Source organism: Bifidobacterium sp. LH_558 (assembly GCF_056356295.1).
The window spans coordinates 210,931-233,954 of sequence record NZ_JBKETZ010000003.1; the positions used below are offsets into that span (position 1 = coordinate 210,931).

General features: G+C 63.7%; 18 protein-coding genes and 2 tRNA genes. 8 read left to right on the top strand and 12 right to left on the bottom strand.

Translation table 11 applies throughout. The annotated features are described in order from the left end of the window. Positions 1-101: 101 nt before the first annotated feature. From AC1AV0_RS05745 to AC1AV0_RS05755, 3 genes are all read right to left on the bottom strand, one after another. The gene (locus AC1AV0_RS05745; protein WP_476571990.1) at positions 102-2,714 is read right to left on the bottom strand and encodes an ABC transporter permease; all 2,613 of its coding nucleotides are present in this window, start codon (positions 2,712-2,714) and stop codon (positions 102-104) included. Positions 2,715-2,733: 19 nt separating this feature from the next. Further along, positions 2,734-3,552, bottom strand: coding sequence for an ABC transporter ATP-binding protein (locus tag AC1AV0_RS05750; RefSeq protein WP_476571993.1), 819 nt, complete (start codon positions 3,550-3,552; stop codon positions 2,734-2,736). A gap of 342 nt (positions 3,553-3,894) precedes the next feature. Continuing rightward, positions 3,895-5,211: an O-acetylhomoserine aminocarboxypropyltransferase/cysteine synthase family protein gene (locus AC1AV0_RS05755; protein ID WP_476571995.1), complete on the bottom strand. Its 1,317-nt coding sequence runs from the start codon at positions 5,209-5,211 to the stop codon at positions 3,895-3,897. 386 nt (positions 5,212-5,597) lie between these two features. Here AC1AV0_RS05755 and AC1AV0_RS05760 point away from each other — a divergent pair, with 386 nt between their 5' ends. The 7 genes from AC1AV0_RS05760 to AC1AV0_RS05790 all read left to right on the top strand — a co-directional run bounded on the left by AC1AV0_RS05760 (position 5,598) and on the right by AC1AV0_RS05790 (position 14,041). Then, positions 5,598-6,470 (top strand): pyridoxamine kinase, encoded by an 873-nt coding sequence (locus AC1AV0_RS05760; protein WP_476571998.1) that lies wholly within the window; start codon positions 5,598-5,600, stop codon positions 6,468-6,470. 332 nt (positions 6,471-6,802) lie between these two features. Then, positions 6,803-7,228 carry a YraN family protein gene (locus tag AC1AV0_RS05765; RefSeq protein WP_476572002.1) on the top strand — a complete coding sequence of 142 codons (426 nt, stop codon included), beginning with the start codon at positions 6,803-6,805 and terminating at the stop codon, positions 7,226-7,228. Between the two features lie 53 nt (positions 7,229-7,281). Further along, positions 7,282-8,820, top strand: coding sequence for a YifB family Mg chelatase-like AAA ATPase (locus AC1AV0_RS05770; protein ID WP_476572005.1), 1,539 nt, complete (start codon positions 7,282-7,284; stop codon positions 8,818-8,820). Position 8,821: 1 nt separating this feature from the next. Beyond that, positions 8,822-10,408 carry a DNA-processing protein DprA gene (locus AC1AV0_RS05775; RefSeq protein WP_476572008.1) on the top strand — a complete coding sequence of 529 codons (1,587 nt, stop codon included), beginning with the start codon at positions 8,822-8,824 and terminating at the stop codon, positions 10,406-10,408. A 63-nt stretch (positions 10,409-10,471) separates the two neighbouring features. Further along, positions 10,472-12,340 (top strand): FAD-dependent oxidoreductase, encoded by a 1,869-nt coding sequence (locus tag AC1AV0_RS05780; protein WP_476572012.1) that lies wholly within the window; start codon positions 10,472-10,474, stop codon positions 12,338-12,340. A 13-nt stretch (positions 12,341-12,353) separates the two neighbouring features. After that, positions 12,354-13,295 carry a succinate dehydrogenase/fumarate reductase iron-sulfur subunit gene (locus tag AC1AV0_RS05785; RefSeq protein WP_476572015.1) on the top strand — a complete coding sequence of 314 codons (942 nt, stop codon included), beginning with the start codon at positions 12,354-12,356 and terminating at the stop codon, positions 13,293-13,295. Positions 13,296-13,387: 92 nt separating this feature from the next. Then, the gene (locus AC1AV0_RS05790; RefSeq protein WP_476572017.1) at positions 13,388-14,041 is read left to right on the top strand and encodes an O-methyltransferase; all 654 of its coding nucleotides are present in this window, start codon (positions 13,388-13,390) and stop codon (positions 14,039-14,041) included. On the opposite strand, the gene AC1AV0_RS05795 is transcribed toward AC1AV0_RS05790, so the two are convergent. The 9 genes from AC1AV0_RS05795 to dtd form a co-directional block, all read right to left on the bottom strand. After that, a complete protein-coding gene (locus AC1AV0_RS05795) occupies positions 14,038-14,787 on the bottom strand; it encodes an LOG family protein (RefSeq protein ID WP_476572020.1) in 750 nt (249 codons plus the stop codon). The two genes, AC1AV0_RS05790 and AC1AV0_RS05795, sit on opposite strands and share 4 nt — an antisense overlap. Then, complete coding sequence (locus AC1AV0_RS05800) at positions 14,774-16,198, bottom strand: Na+/H+ antiporter NhaA (protein WP_476572225.1); 1,425 nt, start codon at positions 16,196-16,198, stop codon at positions 14,774-14,776. Before AC1AV0_RS05800 ends, AC1AV0_RS05795 begins: the two co-directional genes overlap by 14 nt. 146 nt (positions 16,199-16,344) lie before the next feature. Beyond that, positions 16,345-17,526 carry a MalY/PatB family protein gene (locus tag AC1AV0_RS05805; protein ID WP_476572227.1) on the bottom strand — a complete coding sequence of 394 codons (1,182 nt, stop codon included), beginning with the start codon at positions 17,524-17,526 and terminating at the stop codon, positions 16,345-16,347. A gap of 79 nt (positions 17,527-17,605) precedes the next feature. Next, positions 17,606-17,682, bottom strand: a tRNA-Arg gene (locus AC1AV0_RS05810). Between the two features lie 30 nt (positions 17,683-17,712). Beyond that, positions 17,713-17,786, bottom strand: a tRNA-Arg gene (locus tag AC1AV0_RS05815). 84 nt (positions 17,787-17,870) lie between these two features. Then, positions 17,871-19,226 carry an ATP-dependent Clp protease ATP-binding subunit ClpX gene (gene clpX / locus AC1AV0_RS05820; RefSeq protein WP_476572022.1) on the bottom strand — a complete coding sequence of 452 codons (1,356 nt, stop codon included), beginning with the start codon at positions 19,224-19,226 and terminating at the stop codon, positions 17,871-17,873. Between the two features lie 155 nt (positions 19,227-19,381). Beyond that, positions 19,382-20,083 carry an ATP-dependent Clp protease proteolytic subunit gene (locus AC1AV0_RS05825; protein ID WP_476572024.1) on the bottom strand — a complete coding sequence of 234 codons (702 nt, stop codon included), beginning with the start codon at positions 20,081-20,083 and terminating at the stop codon, positions 19,382-19,384. 3 nt (positions 20,084-20,086) lie between these two features. Further along, the gene (locus tag AC1AV0_RS05830) at positions 20,087-20,701 is read right to left on the bottom strand and encodes an ATP-dependent Clp protease proteolytic subunit (RefSeq protein ID WP_476572026.1); all 615 of its coding nucleotides are present in this window, start codon (positions 20,699-20,701) and stop codon (positions 20,087-20,089) included. A 207-nt stretch (positions 20,702-20,908) separates the two neighbouring features. Then, a complete protein-coding gene (dtd, locus tag AC1AV0_RS05835) occupies positions 20,909-21,394 on the bottom strand; it encodes a D-aminoacyl-tRNA deacylase (protein WP_476572028.1) in 486 nt (161 codons plus the stop codon). Between the two features lie 152 nt (positions 21,395-21,546). On the opposite strand from dtd, the gene AC1AV0_RS05840 reads away from it, so the two are divergent. Further along, positions 21,547-22,902, top strand: a complete 1,356-nt coding sequence (locus tag AC1AV0_RS05840) for a metal-dependent hydrolase family protein (protein WP_476572030.1) — start codon at positions 21,547-21,549, stop codon at positions 22,900-22,902. Positions 22,903-23,024: the final 122 nt, after the last annotated feature.

Here is a 23,024-nt window from a genome sequence, read left to right on the forward strand (position 1 = left end):
CTTCGGCTAGAGCTTCAACGGGCTGAGCCGTCAAGCGGAGAGTCCAGTGGACTCTCCGTAGGCGAAGTGAGCGGCTTGCCGCGAAGGCCTCATGTTGAAGCTCAGGCTTCAGCCAGAGCTTCAACGGGAGGCGTTTTGACGGCTCGGCGGGCGGGGAAGACGCTGGCGAGGAGTGCGGCGATGGCGGCGATCAGCAACACGATGCCGTTGGTGGCCCAGTCGAAGGGGAATACGGTTTCGCCGACCACACTGAACACCATGTAGGATCCGGCCCAGCCGAACAGAGTGCCCAACGCGATGCCGGCCGCGCCGGAGACCACCGAGATGAGCAGCGCTTCGACGGCGAGCGAACGCCTCAGCTGGCCGCGCGTCATGCCGATGGCGCGCAGGGTCGCGGATTCGCGGGTGCGTTCGATCACCGACAGGCTCAACGTGTTGGCCACGCCGATCAGGGCGATGAGCACGGCCACGGCGAGCAGTCCGACGAGCATGGCCATCATCGAGTCGATGATGCCGTTCCATTGCGTGCGTTCGGCGACGGGTCCGGTCAGGCTCACGCCCGACTCGTCGGCCAGAACGTTCTGCAGTTCGGTGAAGATGTCGTTGAGGGAGCGGTCCCCCTCTTCGATGCGCATCAGCGTCATGTGTCCGCGTGCGGCGATGGTGCCGTCATCGAACAGGGCGTCGCTGACGAAGGCGACCGCGCCGTACATGCTGGAGATGCGTCGGTAGTCGCTTTGCGTGATGTTCAAGTCCAGCGTGTTTCCGGTCGGCGAGTCTTCCTCGTCGGTCAGTTCGATGCGCTGGCCGCCGTCGAAGACGAGGTGGGCACCGGCCACGGAATACTCGGGCATAAGTACCGTATGTTCGTCGATGGCGGCGTCGGTCAGGTCGGCGCGCACCACGCTCGCGACCTGCGTTTTGTCTTCGACGCCGACGAGCAGCACGGAGGTTTCATGGCCGTTCGCATCCGTCACGATCGCGGTGGAGGTGGGCGCGTAGACGACGTTCGCCACGCCTTCGATGTCGGCGATGGAGTCGCGCGTCTTGTCGCTGATGTCGCCGAGGGCCACCACGTCGGTCGAATAGCGGGTGGAAAGCGCCTCGTCCATGGTCTGCTTGCCGCTGGCCGCACCGGTGACGATGGTGGAGACGAGCGTCACACCGATCAGCAACGCAGCACCGGTGGCGGCGACGCGGCGCGGATTCTTCTGGATGTTCGCATGCGCGACCTTGGCCGAGGGGCCAGCGAGCGAGACGAGCGCGCCGAAGGCTTTGATGAGCAGCGGTAGCCAGAAGATCGCAGTGACCACCATGCCGACGAACACCAGCGCGCAGCCGGCGATGGCGAGCAGCAGAACCGGCGTGTACCCGTCGTTCATCTCGCTTGACGAGGCCAACAGTCCATGCATCTGCCACAATGCACCCACGGTCATGGCGGCGCCTGCGGCCACCATCAGTCCGCCGAGCAGGGCGCGCGCGATGCTGGAGCGGCGCGTGTCGGTCAGTTCGATCGGACGCAACGCCTCCAATGGGGTGACGGAAGTGGCGGTGCGGGCGGAGCCGAGCGAGGCGAGAATGGTCATGATGATGCCGAATGCCATGGGCACCGCGAACACGGGCCAGGTGATCACCAGTTCGGCGTTCGTGCCGAACATGATGTTCATCGCGCTGGAATGGCATAGCAGCGCCATCAATCCGATACCGAGCGCGATGCCCAGCAGTGAGGCGACGAATCCCAGCACGCCGGCTTCGAACAGCACGGAGGCGTATAGCTGGCCCTTCTTCGCGCCGATGGTGCGCAGGAGGGCGAGCGTGCGGCGGCGTTGGGCCACAAGCACCTGGAAGGTGTTGGCGATGACCAATGCGGCGACGAGCATGGCGAGCACGCCGAAACCGAGCAGGAACATGGTGGTGATGTCGGTGCCGTTACCGGTCATGGTTTCCATGGCACGGTCGGAGTACGTCTGGCGGGATTCGACGGTCAGCGCCGAGGGCAGCAGTTTGGCGATGTCGGCGAGCGCGGCGTCGGCTTTCGTTTCGTCAAGGTCGAGCATCAGCATGGTGGCGGTGATTTGGGAGAAATCGTCGCATCCCCATATGTCGGCGATCACGTTGTCCGAGGCCACGGCCGCGCCGCCGTAGTAGGAGAACGCGCCGTTGGGGTCGTCGGTCAGGCCCACCACGCGCACGTCAAGTTCGGTGGATTGGGTCTGTTGCCCGTCGCCGATGGTGATGGTGTCGCCGATGCGCACGCCGAGTTGTTCGGCCACGGACTGCGGCAGTGCGATTTCGTTGTTGTCGATGGGCTGGCTGCCCTCCGTGATGTCGACCGGTAGGATTTCGGCCTCTTTGGCGGTGCTGACCGTGAGGATGGAGGCGTGTTTGGAGCCGTGGTTCGCCTGTGTGCTGACGGCGATGTCCGCGCGCGCGTCGTTCACGCCGTCGATGGCACGGATGCGGTCGAGTTGCAGGTCGGCCACCGTCATGGAGTACAGCGACTCCGTTTCGGTTTCGTTCAACTCGTTTTTGGGGGTGGCGAAATAGTTCGCGCCGCCGAGCTGCGCGGTCAGTTGGGTGCGCAGCGAGGAGTCCATCGCGTTGCCGAATAGGAACGTCGCCGCGATGAACGCGGTGCCGATGAGGATCGCGATGCCCGCGGGGATGAGCATCCTCGCGCTTTTCTTCATAAGTTTCAAAGTAATGGAAAACATAATGCTTCTTTTCCTTGGATTAGCGGCGGTGGCGCGGGCCGGAGGCCGCGGGAACGACGTCGGCTTCGGCGGCGGCCTGGCGGGCGGCGCGCTCACGTTCGGCCATGAGCAGTTCGTTCATCACTTCGGCGGTCGGATTGGCTTCGTCGGCCACGATGCGTCCGTCGGCGAACACGATGGCCCGGTCCGCGTATGAGGCGGCGACCGCGTCATGTGTGACCATGATGATCGTCTGGTCGAGTTCTTTGACGGATTTCTTCAGGAATCCCAGCACTTCGGCGCTGGAGACGGAGTCGAGGTTGCCGGTCGGTTCGTCGGCGAATACAAGCGCCGGCTTGGAGATCAGCGCGCGGGCGATGGCGACGCGCTGCTGTTGGCCGCCGGATAGTTCGTTCGGGCGATGGTTCAGTCGCTGTTCGAGGCCGAGCGTGCGCACCAGTTGGCGGAACCAGGCGCGGTCGGGCTTGTCTCCGGCGAGTGTGATCGGCATGAGGATGTTCTGCTCGGCGGTGAACATGGGCAGCAGGTTGAAGCTTTGGAAGATGAAGCCGATCTTCTTGCGGCGCAGCAGGGTGAGCTGGTTGTCGGTCATGGCGGTGATGTCGCCGCCGTTGAACATGATGTGGCCGTCGGTGGCGGAGTCAAGCCCGGCGAGCGTGTGCATCAGTGTGGATTTGCCGGAACCGGAGGGGCCCATGATGGCGGTGAAGCGCCCTTTTTCGAAGCGCACGTTCACACCGCGCAGGGCATGCACGACGTTCTCGCCGCGCCCGTAGTCCTTGACGAGGTCGATCGCCTCGATGGCCGTGGGATAGGCCAGTTTTCTCTCCGTTGTCATGTTCTCCCCTATTCGTTGATTCTTGTTTCTTGTCTGGGCCCGGACCTTGTGCCGGGTGATACTTCCAAGGTACGAATCAACGCCCGCGCGTCCCATCGTGCGCCGGGTGGAAATGCGCACGGTCCCGCCTCATCCTTGAGGACGAGTCCGCCCGTTGCGTTGGGCAGACGGAACGCGAAGGGCCTCGCGCCGCATGACTCGGTGCGAGGCCCTTGTGGGGTAAGTGTTTTTTCGTTTTGTGGTGGACGACGGCGCGGGACGCCCTTCACGTCCCATCGCCGCCACTTTCGGATTCATGTCGAGCGCCTCCCCCTGGATGACGCCCGTCATGAACGTGTTGTGTTACTTGGACAGGCCGGATTCGCGCAGTGCGGCGAACGCTCCCTTGAGATCGTCGAGGATGTCCTCGATGTTCTCGGTGCCGATGGACAGGCGGATGGTGCCCTGGTGGATGCCCTGGTCCTCGAGCTCCTCGAGCGTCTCCTGCGAGTGCGTGGTGGAGGCCGGGTGGATCACGAGGCTCTTCGCGTCGGCCACGTTGGCCAGCAGGGAGAACAGGTGCAGGTTGTCGATGAACACGCGCGCCGCGTCCTTGCCGCCCTTGATGTCGAAGGTGAAGATCGAGCCGCCGCCGTTCGGGAAGTACTTCTTATACAGCTCATGGTCCTTACGGCCTTCGATCGAGGGGTGCGAGACGGATTCGACCTCAGGCACGGTCTGCAGGTACTCGACGACCTTCAGGGCGTTCTCGACGTGGCGTTCGACGCGCAGGGAGAGCGTTTCGACGCCCTGCAGCAGCAGGAACGCGGAGAACGGGCTCAGGGTGGCGCCGGTGTCGCGCAGCAGGATGGCGCGCACGCGGGTCACGAACGCAGCCCCGCCCAGCGCCTCGTAGAAGTTCAGGCCATGGTAGGAGGGATCCGGCTCGGTCAGCGTCGGGAACTTGCCCGGCACTGCCGCCCAGTCGAACTTGCCGCCTTCGACGATCACGCCGCCCAAGGTGGTGCCGTGGCCGCCGATGAACTTGGTGGCGGATTCCACCACGATGTCCGCGCCGTGCTCCAGCGGGCGGAACAGGTACGGGGTGGCGAAGGTGTTGTCGACGATCACCGGCAGGTTGTGCTTGTGCGCGATTTCGGTGATGGCCTCGAAGTCGGGCAGGTCGGCGTTCGGGTTGCCGAAGGTCTCGAAGTAGACGAGCTTGGTGTTCTCCTGGATGGCGTTCTCAAACTCGGCCGGATTGTCGGTGTCCACGAAGGTGGTGGTGATGCCGTCGCGGCGCAGCGTGTGGCGCAGCAGGTTGTAGGTGCCGCCGTAGATGTTCTTGGCGGAGACGATGTGGTCGCCGGACTGGGTGATGTTGCGCACCGCGTATTCGACGGCCGCGGCGCCCGACGCGACGGCCAGGCCGGCGGTGCCGCCTTCGAGGGCGGCGATGCGGTCCTCGAACACGCCCTGGGTGGAGTTGGTCAGGCGGCCGTAGATGTTGCCGGCGTCGGCCAGACCGAAGCGGGCCTCGGCGTGGTCGAAGTTGTGGAAGACATAGCTGGTGGTCTGGTAGATCGGCACGGCGCGCGCGTCGGTCGCCGGGTCGGCCTGCTCCTGGCCGACGTGCAGCTGCAGGGTTTCGAAACGGTAGTTCGCGTTCTTCTCAGCCATGATGATGTTCCCTTCCATGTGGTGAGGATTTGTGTGGTTCGTTTCTGCCCATCGCCGTCCGCCGTGGAGCGGTTGGCGAGGCGATGGTTAAGAAGCTACCTGCGTGGCTGAGCGCGGCGCAAGCCGAACGCTATCGCCGTTGCTTATGGCCTTCTCTAACTCGTTGGAATCATTGGGATTCCATGCCGCTCAACCACACGGAAACCACGCCGCCACCTGTGGCGACACGCCGGCACGATCGCTTGCTCGGCCCCGCCGCCGCCACGCGACGGGCTGTTTCGCCTCGACGGTTCCTGTCGGATTGCGGACATGCCCCGCGATCCTGTCCCGCATCCCGTTACAGTCGATACCAGCAGTACCGTTCCATTGTTCGTTTGGAGGCTTCCATGACCGACGTCACCCTGTTCGACCGCGACCCGCTTTACATTCCGCGCGTGGCCGCCGTGCACGATATGTGCGGCTACGGCAAGTGCTCGCTGACCGCTGCGATTCCGATTCTTTCGGCCGCGGGCTGCGACGTGTGCCCGGTGCCCACCGCCCTGTTCTCCGCGCATACGATGTACGCCGACTACACCTTCCACGACACCACCGAGATCCTCGACGGCTATCTCGATGCGTGGCGCAAGGAGAATGTGGAGCTCGATGGCGTCTATTCGGGCTTCCTCGGATCCGCCGAGCAGGTGGCGCTGATCCAGCGTCTCTACCGCGAGTATCCCGGCGCGCTGCGTCTGGTCGATCCGGTGATGGGCGACGGCGGCAAAATGTACCCCACCTACACCGAGGAACTGTGCCAGGCGATGGGCGCGCTGGCCGATGGAGCGGACGTGCTGATGCCGAATCTGACCGAGGCGAGCATTCTGACCGGCCGTGAGTATCCGGGTCAGAACCTCACCGATGCCGAGGCCGAGGATTGGCTGGGCGCGCTGCTGGCTTTGGGCGCGAAGAACGTGGTGTTGAAGGGCATCGATCGTGGCGACGGCACGCTGCGCAATTTCGTGGCTTCGGCCACGACTGGCGCACAGGCGAAGGTCGAGCTCGTGCATGAGAAGCTGCCGTACATGATCCACGGCACCGGCGACGCGTTCGCTTCGGCTCTGTGCGGCGCGGTGATGGCCGGGCGTCCGCTGGGAGAGTCCGCGAAGATCGCCGGCGAATTCGTGCGTCATGCGATGGAAAGCACCCGCAACCAGCCGCGTTTCGAGGAGCGCGGCGTGAGCTTCGAACTCAATCTGGGCGAGCTGACCGGATTGGTCAAGTAGCATTTCGGGCCGTGGCTTTCGCGGCCCATTCGTTTCTTCTGATGGCCGTTCTTCGGAACGGCCATTTTTGTTGCCGCAAGCGGTTATCCACATGGCCGCGAAATCGGTGGAAATCCCAAAAGTTATCCACCTTGAATCCACAACACGCCAATTCCTATCGCTGGATTCACATTCTCCAGTTCCGCTTGTGCGGAACCCTGAGCGTCGTCGACAGTGGAATCATGACTACCACAGCACTTTCACCAACACTTTCGCCGACATGTTCGCCAACATGTTCGCCCGCGCGGCTTCCGGCGATTTCCCCGACGCAATCGGCGGCACCGCAACCCCTTATGGAACCGCCCGACGAGGGTAGGAACACACTGACGGATCTCGCCATGCGGTTGTGCGACCGCCGGCTCACCGCCAAACAGTTCGGCGCGGCCGGCGAGGATTACGCCGCCGCATGGTTGCGTTCGCATGAGTGGTCGATACTCGACCGCAATTGGCAGACGCGTTATGGCGAGCTTGACATCGTGGCGATGGATCCGCGCCGTGTCATCGCCTTCGTCGAGGTCAAAACCCGACGTTCCCTGCACTACGGGCTGCCGCAGGAGGCGATCACGCACGACAAGCAGCAGCATCTGCGCCATGCCGCCGTCGAATGGCTGATGGAGCCGGCGCATCGCATCGCGCATCGCGGCGTGCGTTTTGACGTCATCACCCTCGTTCCCCGCGGGCAACGACCCGTGATCAACCACATCACCAACGCGTTCTAGCGCACACGCGGCCCACATGGCCGTCGCGCCGACATCGAAAGGAGGTGGGGAGGATGTCCATCGGAAGCACGCTGTCGGTCGGTTTGATTGGATTGAAGGCGTTCATCATCCAATTGCAGGCCTTCGTCAGTCCCGGCCTGCCGTATTTCTCCATCATCGGCCTGCCCGACGCTTCGCTGTCGGAGGCTCGCGAACGGGTGAAATCCGCCTGTCAGGCGACCGGATTCACCTGGCCGTCGGTACGGGTCACGGTGAATATGAGTCCGGCGAGCCTACCCAAACGTGGTTCCTCACATGATCTGGCGATCGCGGCCAGCGTCCTGTCCGCGGCGGGCGCGATTCCGCCCGATTGTCTGGCTGACACCATCGTGTTGGGCGAGGTGAATCTGGACGGCTCCGTGCTGCCCATCCAAGGATTGCTGCCGATTCTGCTGCGTGCACGGGAACGCGATATCCGCAATGTCATCGTGCCGTACGCCAACCGCGACGAAGCCGAAATGGTCGATGGACTGCAGGTGCTCACCGTGCGCCATGTGGGTGAACTCATCGAACTGATGGGAGGCGACGCCAAATATACGCTGCCCGACGAACCGCCGCTCGCAAGCGACTCGTCCGCGGCCGACGTCGCCATGCAATCCGCCGTCAAAACGGGAGATATGCGCGAGGTGCTTGGCCAGGAGAACGCCAAACGAGCCCTTGAGGTCGCGGCCGCCGGCGGACATCATATGCTGATGACCGGCCCGCCCGGCACCGGCAAAACCATGCTCGCCTCGCGTCTGCCCGGCATCATGTGCCCGCTGAACGAGGCGGAGCAGCTTGAGGTGGCGTCGATCCGCTCGCTGTGCGGCACGCTCCCCCAATACGGCATCAGCGACGTGCCGCCGTTCGAAGCGCCGCACCATACCTCGTCGACGGCGGCGTTGGTGGGCGGAGGCGCTGGTTTGGCCACGCCGGGCGCGATCACGCGCGCGCATCGCGGCGTGCTGTTCATGGACGAGGCGCCGGAGTTCTCCGCCCGCACGCTGCAAACCTTGCGCGAACCGTTGGAATCGGGGTATGTGGCGTTGTCCCGCGCGAAAGGCACCACCTATTATCCGGCCCGCTTCCAACTGGTGATGGCCAGCAATCCCTGCCCTTGCGGCTATTCCTTCGGCAACGGCGAATTGTGCACCTGCCGGGAGAAGGACCGCATCCGCTATTTCGCGCGCCTGTCCGGACCTATTCTCGACCGCATCGATATTCAAATCCAAGTGTTGCCGGTCTCCCGCATCGCAAGCGCCAACGCCGCCACCGGAGAGGCGAGCGAGACGATCCGCGCCCGCGTCACGCAGGCACGGCAGGCCGCCGCGGAACGATTCCAACACAGCGGCTGGAGCTGCAACGCGCAGGCATCCGGCTCATGGTTGCATCGCAACACCTCCCAACATGCGATGACCCTGGTGAATCGGGCTTTGTCGACGCAGCGGCTGACGCTGCGCGGCGCGGACCGCGCGATGCGCCTGGCATGGACGCTGGCCGACCTCGCGGGAGCGACCAGTCCCGACGCCGATATGATGAGCCAGGCCATCGCCATGAAAACCCGGGAGTTCTGACATGAACGACATATCCTCCCCACCGATTCCCGCACGCATGGCCTCCATCCCCGAACCAGATGCGGAGACCTTGTATCGCGCGGCGCTCACCTTCCTGCTCGACGGCGCGGACGCGTTCATGGTCGCCCTGCTCAAAGGAAGCCCCAGCGCCGAGGAGCTGTGGTGCCTATTGGCAGAAACCGCACCTAACCGTGGCGAAGGTGGCGCGAAAAACGCATTGGGCGAACTCGACCGGACCTTCGCCACCGGCATCGCCCGCTGGGGGCGTTCCGTCACCCCGCAGGCGATGAACGCCTTCCACTCCTCGCTGGCGCGTTGGCATGCGCGCATGGGCGAGATGCCCTCGGCGCAGGTGACCACGCTCGGCGAATGGTTCACCGCCGAGGGCACGCAATGGATCATCGCCCCGCACCACCGATGCTGGCCAGAACAGCTGATGGATCTATCGATCCGTTCGGATTGGGCGCCTCCGCTATGCCTGTGGGGCAAAGGGAATCCAGACGCGCTGGTCAGTTGTCCGAAACCGATTGGCATCGTCGGCTCGCGTGACATCAGCGACTACGGGCGGTATGTGGCGCATACCGTCGCTGAACAGGCGGCCGCGGCCGGGCATACGGTGGTGTCCGGAGGGGCGATGGGCGTGGACGCGGCCGCCCATTGGGGCGCGTTGCGTGCAGCGGAGAATCTGCCTCGAAACCATGCGGGGAGCACCGTGGCCGTGTTCGCCGGAGGTCTGCATCATATGGGGCCGTTACGCAACAAGCAGCTGTTCGAAGCCATCGAGGCGAATCATGGCGCGCTGATCAGCGAGTTGTGCCCGGGAACGATTCCCGAGGCGCGTCGGTTTCTGTTGCGTAACCGCATCATCGCGGCGTTGAGTTCCACACTGGTGGTCGCCCAGGCGCGTCTGCGGTCGGGCGCGTTGAACACGGCCGGATGGGCGGCGGAATTGGAACGTGAGGTGTATGCCGCGCCTGGAGATATCAACTCCCCCGCCAACGCGGGCTGCAACGCGATCATCAGCCAGAACAAGGCGATGCTGCTGTGCGCCGCCACCTCGATCGAGGATATCTGCCATGCAGCGCACCGGCCCGCCTGGCCCGGAGGTGACGCCACACAACCCCAACCGAACATCCCTCCGGCGGTGCCATCGCAAGCCTCACCGACGGATCCGACGGAACGACCGACATCGAAACCGCTGACGGCATCATCGCCCATACCGGACCTACGTGCAGCCGCAAACGAACGCGACCACAGTCAAAGGCAAGCGGCCGCGACCGCACATCCGACGACCGCCGCCGACGACGCAAGTCACCACCCATCGAATTGCGAGTCAGAGGCTTCGCAAGACAACCCCGCCGACTCACTGACTGCAACGCAGCAACACATGATGTCGCTGATCGCCGACTGCCGGGCCAAGCACCTCTACCCCACGCCGGACGCGCTGCTCAGCGTTCTGCGCCGCGAGCGGAACGACGACGGCTATCCCATCGCCAAAGTGATGGAGACTTTGGGCGAACTGGAGCTTCTGGGCGTCATCGATTTGGACGGCGGCATCGCCACTGCCACCGGTGAGGCCCCGTCGTAATACGACAACATCCGCACGGTTGTCGCGACACCGTAGGTCTGCCCTTGTGGGACAATCGAGGGTATGAGTCCGAAGCAGTTGGAAGATATGTATGATGCGGTGATCGTCGGTGCCGGAGCGGCCGGACTGTCGGCGGCGCTGGGGTTGCTGAACTCCCCCGAAATGGAGGATCTGCGCGCGCAGGGTCTCGATCCGAAGGTGCTGGTGATATCCAAACTCCAGCCGTTGCGTTCGCATACCGGTTCGGCCGAAGGCGGCATCGCCGCGTCCCTGGGCAATGTGGACGCCGATGATTGGCATTGGCATTATTACGACACCGTCAAGGGCGGCGATTGGCTGGTCGATCAGGATGCGGCGCAGCTGCTCGCCCAATACGCCCCGCAAACCGTGATCAATCTGGAACGCCAGGGCGTGGCGTTCTCGCGCACCGACGAGGGCCGTATCGCGCAGCGTCGTTTCGGCGGCCACACCAAGGATTTCGGCGGAGAGCCGGTGAAGCGCGCCGCGTATGCGGCCGACCGTGTGGGTCATCAGATTCTGCACACTTTGTGGCAGCAGTGCGTCGCGGCCGGCGTTGAGTTCGCCGAGGAATGGTATGTGACCGATCTGGCGCTCACCGACGACAAGTCGCGTGTGGCCGGCGTGGTCGCCTATGACACGCATGCGGGCAAAACGCATGCCGTGCGCGCGCATAACGTGCTGTTGGCCACGGGAGGTGCCGGCCGTCTGTTCCACACCACGTCGAATTCGTGGGATCTGACCGGCGATGGCATGGCGTTGGCCTTGGCCGCTGGCCTGCAGTTGGAGGATGCGGAATTCGTGCAGTTCCACCCCACCGGCCTGGCGCATACCGGTATTCTGCTTTCCGAGGCGTCGCGCGCCGAAGGCGGCATCCTGCGCAATGCGGACGGCGAGGCCTTCATGGCCCGGTACGCGCCGGAGCATAAGGATCTTGCGGCCCGTGATGTGGTAAGCCGTTCCATTATGGCCGAGATCGACGCCGGCCGCGGCGTGGCCGATCCCAAGGATCCGGATGGTCCGAAGGATTGCGTCTGGCTGGATCTAACCGGCGTCGACGAAGCGCATATGCTCGCCGTGCTGCCGCAGGTGGTGGAGACGGTCAAACAGTATGCGAACCTCGACCCCGCCAAGGATTGGGTGCCGATCAAGCCGACTGCGCATTACACGATGGGCGGCATCCCCGTCACCACGGAGGGCGAGGTCTACCAGTGGGTCGATGGCGCGCGTCAACCCGTCGCCGGCCTGTTCGCCGCGGGTGAATGCTCCTGCGTGTCCGTGCATGGCGCGAACCGTTTGGGCGGCAACTCTCTGCTCGACGCCTGCCTGTTCGGCACGCGCGCCGGCTCTTCGCTGGCCAAGCGCATCGCCGACGATCCGGTGGATGGCCCGATGGCCGATCCCGATGCCGATACTGTGCTGGAACAGGCCGTTGACGCCGTCGAATCCGCCCGGGAGGCGCAGCTGCGCGCGCTGCTCGCCGGCGCGCCTGAATCCGCGGATGAGGCAACCCCACGTGACGATAATCCGTACACGCTGATGGCCGAGTTGGGTTCCGTGATGGAGCGTGCCGCGGCCGTGCGCTGCGATGCCGCCAGTCTGGACGAAGCGATGGCCGTGCTGCGCGACGATCTCACTCCCCGCGCCGAAGCATTGACCGCCCACGAGCAGACCGCCGCGTTCAATCAGGAGATCACCGCCATCTGGGAAATCCGCCATCTCATCGCTTTGGCCGGGGCGGTGCTCGTCGCCTCCGACGCGCGGCACGAGTCGCGTGGCTCGTTGAAGCGCACCGATTTCCCCGAACGTGACGACGAACGCTTCCTCGCGCATTCCATGACCGACGCCGACGGCACGGTCGTCTGGCAACCGGTGCGTATCGTGGATATGCCGCCGCAGAAGCGCGAATACTAAAGAGGAGGAACGCATGACCAACACCACTGTGACTTTGCAGATCCATCGTTTCACCCCGCGTGCCGAGCGTGAGCGCGACCGTGCGCGCGGCGGCAGCCCGTTCGCGAAGAAAAGCTCGCCGTTCGGTGGATCCGACGCCGCGTCCGCACGCCGTCGCCCGCGCGGCAAGCAGTGGGTGCAGGAGTATGTGGTCGCCGCCAGCGCGGAAGACAGCGTGCTCGATCTGCTGCTGACCATCAAACGAACCATGGATCCGACGCTCGCCTTCCGCTATTCCTGCGGGCATGGCATGTGCGGTTCGGATGCGGTGGCGATCAACGGCACCCCGAATCTGCTGTGCACCGCTATGGTGAAGGATTGGGCGAAGCCCGCCGGCGCCAATCCGGCCGTCGACGACGAGGGCTTCCGCGCGACCGGCGATGCCGCGGCCGATTCAGGCAGCACGCCTGCGGGCGCTGCCGTCGCCGATGCCGATGGCAGTCTGGGCGTGATCGAACTTGCCGCATTGCCCGGCTTCCCCGTGCAGCGCGATCTGATCGCCGACATCGATCCGATGCTCAATCAGATCCGTAAGCTCAAGCCTTATCTGCAGGCGGATGGCGTGCTCGCCACCACCAGCGAGGGCAAGGTCGACGTGTTCGAATATCTGCAGCATCCCGAACAGTTGGCGCAGTATGAGATGCTGACCAATTGCATCGCATGCGGCGTATGCGAGGGCTTGTGCCCGGTGTATGCCGGCGGCGACGCGTTCATCGGCCCGGCCGCGCTGATCTGGGCCAGCCGTTTCGTCAACGATTCGCGCGACGGGCAGACCGCCGAACGTCTGGAGGCCATCGACACCGCCGACGGCGTGTCCGCATGCCAGTCGGTGCGCGCCTGCACGCGCCAATGCCCGCGCGGCATCGATGTGGGCGAGGAGATGTGGCAGATCGTGGCCAAGGTGCGCGAACGCTAGCCTCGCCTGTTGCAAGACACCTGGTATCGGCGGTGGCATATTGCGCTCGACGCGCTACCCGCCGCCTGAATGAGACGGTAGAGTGAGGATTTATGGATAGAATGCAGCATACGAATCATGCCAAAGCGTGGGAGTTCGCCGAGGATCGCGCCTTCGCCCGCCAAAGCCAGACGCTTATCGAGGTTCGCGCCGCCGCGGAGCAGAACGGAGTGCCGCAGACGTCCGCGGCGCAGGCCGAACTGCTGTCGCTGATGGTCTCGTTGACCGGCGCGCAGTCCGTGATCGCCGTGGGCACCTGCTCGCTGGTGGAGACGGTCGCGCTGTTGGAAGGCCTGCGTGACGGCGGCCAGTTGACCGCGGTGGATTCCTCCGCGCAGGGCATCACGATGATCCGCAACATCTTCCACACATTGGAGGATGAGACGCAGACCTCGTTGCGCGCGGTGAACGCCGACGTCAGCGTGTTCCTGCCGCGTCTGAACGCGAACGACTACGATCTGATCGTGGTGGCGGGCGACGCGGCCAACTATCAGGCCACGCTCGACCAGGCGCCACGGCTGTTGAGCGAGCATGGCACCATCGTGTTCACCGATGTGCTGGCGCAGGGCGGAGTGCTCGACGCCGCGAACCGCAGCGAGAAAACCGTGGCGATGCGCGCTTTCCTCGAATCCCTGGAAGCCAACGAGCAATTCGATTCGACGCTCACGCCCGACGGCACCGGCACGGTGATCGCCGTCAAACGCTAGCTGAGACCGCTGGCGGCGACGGCCACCGCTTCTTCGGGATCGTCGGTGACCGTCACGAGATGCGGATCGACGGGCGCGATCATGCCCCGTCCACTGACCTCCCCCGCCAGCCAATCCAACAATCCTTGCCAATAGTCGCGTCCGAACAGCACAATCGGCATGGAGGTGACCTTGTGCGTCTGTACGAGCGTGAGGAGTTCGAACATCTCGTCCAAGGTGCCGAATCCGCCCGGGCAGACGATCACGCCGGACGAGTATTTGACGAACATGGTTTTGCGCACGAAGAAGTAGCGGAAACTCATGCCGAGATTCACCCACTCGTTGATGCCTTGTTCGTGCGGCAGTTCGATGCCTAATCCCACTGACCGTCCGCCGGCCATGGCAGCGCCGCGATTGGCCGCCTCCATGATGCCGGGGCCGCCGCCGGTGATCACGGCGATTCCTCGCTGGGCGATGAGCCGTCCCATGGTTTGCGCCGCCTGATAATCCGGATCCTGTTCGCGCACGCGCGCGGAGCCGAATACCGATATCGCGGGTCCGAGTTCGGCCAATGCGCCGAAACCGTCCACAAATTCGGATTGGATGCGCAGCACGCGCCACGGATCCATATGCAGCCAGTCGGCGTTCTGGTCGGGGCGCAGCAGATTCGCGGTGGTGCTCTCCTGCGGAATCATGTCGCCGCGCATGATCACCGGACCACGATGATAGGTGTTGCCTAACGGCGATTGCTTCTCATGTTCGCTCATTATGCCTCCTTTGGCGTATGGTCTCCCGTAGTTTTCGCGCTTTGATCTGCGCCATCTGTTCCGGTGTGAACGCTTCGATGGTCGCGCTTTGCGTGCCATCCGACAGTGTGGTGAGCTGTTCGGCCGGAGTCTGACAGCTTCGCTCCCCCGCATCCGTGGCTTGCGCGGCCTCATAGCGCTGGGATTGGCGATGTAGCAGCACGCCGGAGATGGCGGCCGCGATCAGCGAGGCGACCAGCACGCCGAACCGGGCCTCCGCGGAGAGTTCCGCATCTGTATAGGCCAGCGAGGCGATCAGGAAGGATACGGTGAAGCCGATGCCGCAGGCGCATGAGGCGGGCAGCAGGTCACGCACGCGCAGGCCGCGCGGCATCTTCAGACCGCCGATATGCGTGGCGATCCAGGCGGTGGTCATAATGCCCAACGGTTTGCCGACCACCAGCGCCACGATAATGCCCACCACCACCGGCGAGATCATCAGCGCGGGGGTGAGCGCGTCGAAATGCACGCCCGTGGCGAACAGGGCGAAAATCGGCAGGGCCAGCAGCGACGAGAACGGCTGCAGCTTGTCGTGGTAGCGTTCGGCGCGCGGACTGGTCTCTCCATGCATCTCACGCGACGGAGTGAGCAGGCCGACCAGCACGCCGGCCAATGTCGGGTGCACGCCCGCTTCGAACATCATCACCCATGCAAGGATGCCCACGCAGCCGACCGCGATCCATGGCACGCGGCGCATACGTACCAGCAGCGCCCAGACGACGGCGCATACGGCTATGCCGAGGAACCAGTACCAGGCGTTGAGCGACGAGAAGAACACGGCGATCAGGATGATGGCCAGCAGGTCGTCGACCGTGGCGAGCGTCATCAGGAACGCACGGATCGAGCCCGGCAGCGCTTTGGCGAACAATGCCAGCACCGCGAGCGAGAAGGCGATATCCGTGGCGGTGGGTACCGCCCAGCCTTGCGCGATGTCGCTGAACGAGAACACGGAACCGTTGGCGATCTGCTCTAAGCCGGGAGCGGGCGGCGCGAACCGTGAATACAGAGCCGTCACCGACAAAAACAGGATCGGCGGCACCAGCATGCCTCCCACGGCGCATAGCATGGGCACGGCCGCGGCTTTGGGATTGGACAGCGAGCCGGTGGTGAGCTCCTGCTTCAGATCCAATCCGACCATCAGGAAGAAGATGGTGAGCAGGCCGTCCTGCGCCCAATGGCCGAGCGGCAGGGCGATATTCGTGTACGGAATCGCCAGCTGCGTCTCCGAAACGGTTTCGAATATGTGCGCGGTCCACGGCAGGTTGGCGAGCACCAGGCCAGCGAGGGCGAATCCCAGCATAATCAGGCCGGATATGCGGTCGGAGGCGGCAATGTGCCGAATCCTTCCCCACACGCCCCGGGTGCCTGTCATGGTGGTGTTCACGCTCATCGCCGCTCCTTAAATCCGTTCCATTGTACGGACCGCGTAGGGACGTTCCGCCCCGGGCTTACCCGGTGGAACGACACGCCGACGCAGCACGCGACCGGCCATCACTGAACCGAAACGGAGCGTGCGATTCAGCGTTCGGACAGGGCCTTGCTCCACCGGTCGAGCACCTGCTCCAGCAGCGCGGTGGGACAGGCGAGATTCACCCGCTCGAAATAGTCGCCGCACTGACCGAACATCGAACCCTCGTCAAGGAACACGCGGGCCTTGTTGCGTAGGAACTCGCATTGCGCCTCGGGGGTTTCGAAGCCGAGTCCACGGCAGTCGAGCCATGCCAGATACGTGCCTTCGGGCTCAATCAGGCGGATGCCTTCGGTGCGCGCCGCGAAGTCGCGAATTACGCCGAGGTTGCGCTGCAGCACGACCATCAGCTCATCCAACCATGATTCGGCATGGTTGTAGGCGGCCTGGCAAGCCACCAGACCGAAGTGGCTGACGGTCAGTCCGCCGATGTTCTCGGCCGCCACGTCGAAGCGCTTACGCAGCTCGGGATTCGGGATGATCGCGTTCGAGCACAAGAGGCCTGCCAGATTGAAGGTTTTGGTGGGCGCGGTGAATTCGAACACGTTGTTCGCATACCGCTCCCCAAGCGACGAGAACAGCACGGTTCGGTGCCCCGGATGGGCGAAGTCGGCGTGGATGTCGTCGCACAGCACGGTCACGCCGTGCTCCAGGCAGATGTCGCCCACGCGCTTCAGTTCGTCGGCGGTCCACACGCGGCCGACCGGATTGTGCGGATTGCACAGCAGAATCGCGGTGCAGCGTGGGTCGGCGGCTTTGGCTTCGAGATCGTTGAAGTCCATCTCGTAGCGGCCTTCGTCACTCAGGCGCAGCGCGTTGTCGAGAATGGTCAGGCCGTTGCGTTCGCAGGCGAAGGTGAAGGGATAGTAGACCGGGCGTTGGATGATGACCTTGTCGCCGGGGTGGGTGACGGCGCGCAGGGCGGCGTTGATGGCGGGCATCACGCCGTCGGACAGGCGCACGGTGGCCGGATCGACTTCAAGGTTGTGGCGGCGGGCCATCCAGCCGGTGAAGGCGGCGAAATAGTCGTCGGTCGCGTAATCATAGCCGAACACATCATGCGTGGCCGCCTCGACGATGGCTTCGACAATCTGCGGCGCAGGCTTGAACTCCATATCCGCCACCGACAGCGGCACCACGTCCTCGTTGCCGTGGCCCATCTCCTCCACGATCTGATGCCATTTGGCGGATGAGGAGCCGTGGCGTTCCAAAATGGTATCGAAGTCGTACACGCTCATCAGGCGACGCACCTTTCACATCATCGTCATGGGATTCAAACAGAAAAACCCTTGGTTTCCCAAGGGTTTCCTCTGGTGCGCGAGACAGGATTCGAACCTGCGACCTGCTGATCCGTAGTCAGCTGCTCTAATCCGCTGGGCTACTCGCGCATACCACTGTTGTCCCCGTGGTTCGGGATGTGCGCGAGACAGGATTCGAACCTGCGACCTGCTGATCCGTAGTCAGCTGCTCTAATCCGCTGGGCTACTCGCGCATGCCGCCTGAACTTGAAGTCGTTCAGGCAACTCGAATAATGATACACATGCTGAGGCATATCGCAACTCGGCGTGTCACATTGTCAGGCGACGCGTCTGCGGGGTAGGTCGTCGACGGCTTCGCGCAGTAGTTTCGGGCTTCCTCCGCCGTTGACGGAGGCTTCGTCGACGATCACCTGTCGCACGTCCTCCATGCTGGGCAGTTGGAACATCGTCTCCTGCAGGGTCCGTTCGATGATGGACCGCAGACCGCGCGCGCCCGTACCTTGAGCTATGGCGGTTTGGGCGATGGCGCGGACGGCCTCGTCGGTGAACGCCAGATCCACTCCGTCAACCGCGAACAGTTTGCGATACTGCTTGGTCAGCGCGTTGGCGGGCTGGGTCAGAATCTGCGCCAAATCGTCGGCGGTCAGCTCCTCCAGCACGCTGATGACGGGCAGTCGGCCGATGAATTCCGGCAGCAGGCCGAACTCGGCCAGATCGTCGGCGCTCACCTGGCTCAGCAGTTCCTCGTCTTTGACCTCGTGGTCATGCCAGGTCGCGCCGAAACCGCTGGCCCGCCGTCCGAGGCGCGTTTTAATGATGTCGGCGAGCCCCACGAACGCGCCTCCACAGATGAACAGGATGCCGCGCGTGTCCATCTGCACCGTCTCCTGCTCGCGGTGTTTGCGCGTGCCTTCCAGTGGCACGGAGGCGATGGTGCCTTCGAGGATCTTCAGCAACGCCTGCTGCACGCCCTCGCCGGACACATCGCGCGTGATGGACGTGTTCTCCCCCGATTTGCGGGCGATTTTGTCGATTTCATCGATATAGATGATGCCGTGCTGGGCGCGGTTCACGTCGCCGTCTGCGGCCTGCAAAAGGCGCTGCAATACGGTTTCCACATCGTCGCCCACATATCCGGCTTCGGTGAGTGTGGTGGCGTCGGTGATGACGAACGGCACGTTCATCACGCGGGCGAGCGACTGGGCGAGATAGGTTTTGCCCACGCCGGTCGGCCCCATCAAAAGGATGTTCGATTTGGCGACCTCCACATCGGCGAAGGGATCGTCGCGTCTGGCTATGCGGCGCTGGCGTTCGCGCGCTTTGGCCTGCGCGCCGCTGCGATCATCGTCCAATTCGTCGGCCGATTCGCGCAATTCCATATTGACGCGCTTGTAGTGGTTGTACACAGCCACGGACAGCGCGCGTTTGGCGGATTGTTGGCCGACCACATACCGGTTGAGATAATCGTTGATCTGCGCGGGCTTCGGCAGGCTCAACGCGTTGAGTTGCGCGTCCTGCTGGCGTTCCTCGGAGATGATGTCGACGCATAGCGTGATGCATTCGTCGCAGATGTTGGCACCGGGACCGGCGACGAGCTTCTTGACCTGCCGTTCGGTTTTGCTGCAGAAGGTGCAACGTGGAATATCCTCGTTGTAGCTCACCACACGCCCCATGGCCATCTCCTTCGTCACGATATGTCTCTGAACACACGATACCCCTGACCCGTGCGGGTTCAGGGGTATCGCTTGTAAAGGTCATGCGCAGTTCGCAGACGGCTGATACGCAATAGTACGTGATCAGCACGCAATAGCACGCGCGTTACGCGCGGTCACTGGCGGTGTTCGAGCACCTCGTCCACGATGCCGTATTCCTTGGCCTGCGGCGCGGTCAGGAAGGTGTCGACCTCGATGTCCTTGCGGATGCGGTCCACATCCTGGCCGGTGTGCTTGGCCAGCGTGTTCTCCAGCCATTCGCGCATACGCAGCATCTCCTTGGCCTGGATTTCGATCTCCGTGGCCTTGCCGAAGCCCTGGTCGATGGCCGGCTGGTGGATGAGCACGCGCGCGTTCGGCAGCATCAGACGCTTGCCCTTGGTGCCGGCGGCGAGCAGAATCGCGGCGGCGGAGGCGGCCTGGCCGAGGCAGACGGTCTGCACGTCGGGCTTGATGTACTGCATGGTGTCGTAGATCGCGGTCATCGCGGTCATGGATCCGCCGGGCGAGTTGATGTACATCATCACGTCGCGGTTCGGATCCTGCGATTCGAGCACCAGCAGCTGGGCCATGATGTCGTCGGCGGAGGTGTCGTCCACCTGCACGCCCATGAAGATGATGCGGTCCTCGAACAGACGGGTGTAGGGATCCTGACGCTTGAAGCCGTACGGGGTCTTCTCCTCGAATTGCGGCAGCACGTAGCGGTTCTGCGGCGCGAACGCGGCCTCGCGGCGCGCGGACGGCATGAATCCGACGACGCCGGTGGGGCCGGCGAGACGGTCGGCACGGGCGGCGAACTTCGCTTCCTCACTTGCCATGGGTCACTCCCCCTTCTTCATCGAGTCGCGCGTGGTGATGACCTGGTCCACGAAACCGTAGTCCAACGCCTCCTGCGCGGTGAACCAGTGGTCGTATTCGTTGTCGCGGTAGATCTCCTCCACCGTGTGGCCGGTCTGCTCGGCCGTGAGTTCGGCGAGCGTCTTCTTCATATCCATGATGAGTTCGGCGTTGATGCGCACGTCGGTGGTGGTGCCTCCGATGCCGCCGGACGGCTGGTGCATGAGCACACGGGCGTGGCTGGTCAGGTAACGCTTGCCCTTGGTGCCGGAGCTCAGCAGGAACTGGCCCATCGAAGCGCACATGCCCAAGCCCACGGTCGCCACATCGGGCTCGATGAGCTGCATGGTGTCGTAGATGGCCATACCCGCGGTGATCGAGCCGCCGGGCGAGTTGATGTACAGCCAGATGTCTTTCTTCGGGTCCTCGGCGGCCAGCATGAGCAGCTGGGCGCAGATACGGTTGGCCATATCGTCCCTGACCTCTTCGCCCATCCAGATGATGCGGTCCTTCAGCAGACGGTTGAAGATCGGATCGGCGGGGCCCGCGGGCGCCTCGTCGCCGGCCATGACCGGTGCGGTTGCAAACATATTGCTCACCGTGGTTCTCCTTCTATGTTTTCAAACAGTGTCTAGCCTACCGCCTTCAAGCGACGGCAGGCGCGATTTCACGCTTTTTCGGCGGCCAGCGTACGCATGCTCACCTCCGCGAGGATGTCGCGATGCCCGCATCATGCGACGCATGCCGTCGGCATCGCGAACCAACGACGATGAATCGCGATGACGCCACCATCCATGCCGAGTGGTTCACGCTTTGCGCATGAGCTGGTCGGTGTCCATCACGATGGTCACGGGTCCGTCGTTGGTGAGGCTCACCCGCATATGCGCGCCGAATTTTCCTTCCTTCACGGTCAGACCTTCGGCACGCAGGGCGTCGCCGAATTGCCGCCACACCTTCTCGGCGTGCTCGGGCTTGCCCGCGGCGACGAAACTCGGACGGTTGCCTTTGCGCACATCGCCGAACAACGTGAACTGCGAGATGGACAGCACTTCGCCGCCGACATCCTGAATGGAACGGTTCATCTTGCCGTTCTCGTCTTCGAACACGCGCAGATTGGCGATTTTATGGGCCAGCCACGCCACATGCTCGTCGCCGTCCTCGTCGCCCACGCCGACCAGCAGCATATACCCCTCGCCGATGCTCTGCGGCTCGAAACTCGCGTCCCGCTCACCGGTCGCCTCATCCACCACATCCACCGACGCGGCGCTCACTCGTTGCAATACAATCCTCATACCCGCTACTGTACGCAACACCTTCCCCGTCATCCCAGGTCATCTTTCCGTCATCGCGAGCCGCTCTTTCCGTCATCCCGAGCGGAGTCGAGGGATCTCCCCGCAACACGACTACACTGGTGGACAGTTGTCCGTACGCAAAGGAGCCTGATATGCGCGCAAAACCTTCCACCATCATCGAACCGTTCGCCCTCGCGCACGCCACGCTGGTCACCGGCGACGCCGAAGGAACCGCACTCGACGACATGACCATCATCGTCGGCGAGAACGGCCGTATCGAGCAGGTCTCCCCCAGCCTGTCCACGCCAATTCCCTCCGGCTACCATATGCTCGACGCGACCGGCAAGACGGTGATGCCGGGGCTGATCAACGCGCACGCGCATCTGTTCTCCGATGGCAAGCCGATCAATCCCAAACTCACCACGCCGTCGGGGCAGCGCCGAGTGGCCACGTTCGCGCATTCGCCGTTGGGGCGGCCGTATACCGCGGCGAAAGCCAAGTCGAGCGTGATGATGCATCTGCGTTCCGGCGTGACGACGCTGCGCACGATGGGTGACGTGGGTTATGAGGTCGTGACCTTGCGCGACCGCATCGAAGCGGGTGAGATCGTCGGCCCGCGCCTGTTGGCGTCCGGCCCTCTGCTGGCGATTCCGGAAGGCCATGGCGCGCCACTGATCGCACTGATCTGCCAGCATGAGGATGCCGCGCGGGCGAACACGCTGGAGAACATCGCGCATGGCGCGAACGCGATCAAAATCGCGGCGACCGGCGGAGTGACGGATGCGCAGGAACTGGGTGAAGCCGGCGCTCCGCAAATGAGTATGGAGCAGATGCGCGCGATCTGCGATGCCGCGCATGAGGCGGGCGTGATCGTGGGAGCCCATGCGCAAAGCGCCGAGGGCGTGCGTCGCGCGCTGCTCGCCGGCGTGGACACCATCGAACATGGTGCCGCGCTGGATGATGAGCTGATTGAGCTGTTCTTGGATAATCCGAACGCTTTGCGCGGCTGGTCGGCGTTGGTTCCGACGTTGAGCGCGGCGTTGCCGCTGTTGGACGTCGACCAGTCGGTGTCCGGCATCACGGATATCCAGTTGGAGAACACGCGCACCGTGGTCGCCGGCATGGTGACGGGCATCCAGCAGGCGCATGAGGCTGGCGTGCGCGTGGGCGTGGGCAATGATGCGGCGATGACGTTCGTCACGCAATACGCCACATGGCGCGAGTTGGATTTCATGGTCAAACGTGGCGGATTCACCGCCGCCGAGGCCCTGCATGCGGCGACGGCGGTGAATGCGGAGATTCTTGGCGTGGAGGACGTCACCGGTTCGATTTCGACCGGCCGCGCCGCCGATCTACTGGTGTTGGACGGCAATCCGTTGGATGATCTGCGCGTTCTGGAACATCCGGACCTGGTCGTCGCCGCAGGACACCCGATTTGGAATCCCGACGCCAAAATCAAGCGATTCACCGAAATCGACACCCTACTGGACCGCACCTACGCCCTCTGACACGCAGGCATCTTTGTGCACGTGCTCCTTGAGACCATGAAGTGACTTGGCCTCCCTAGCATGCCTCGATTCCGGGGGTATCTTTACTTTTTTCATCACCCCCGGAATCGGCGAACGGGCAA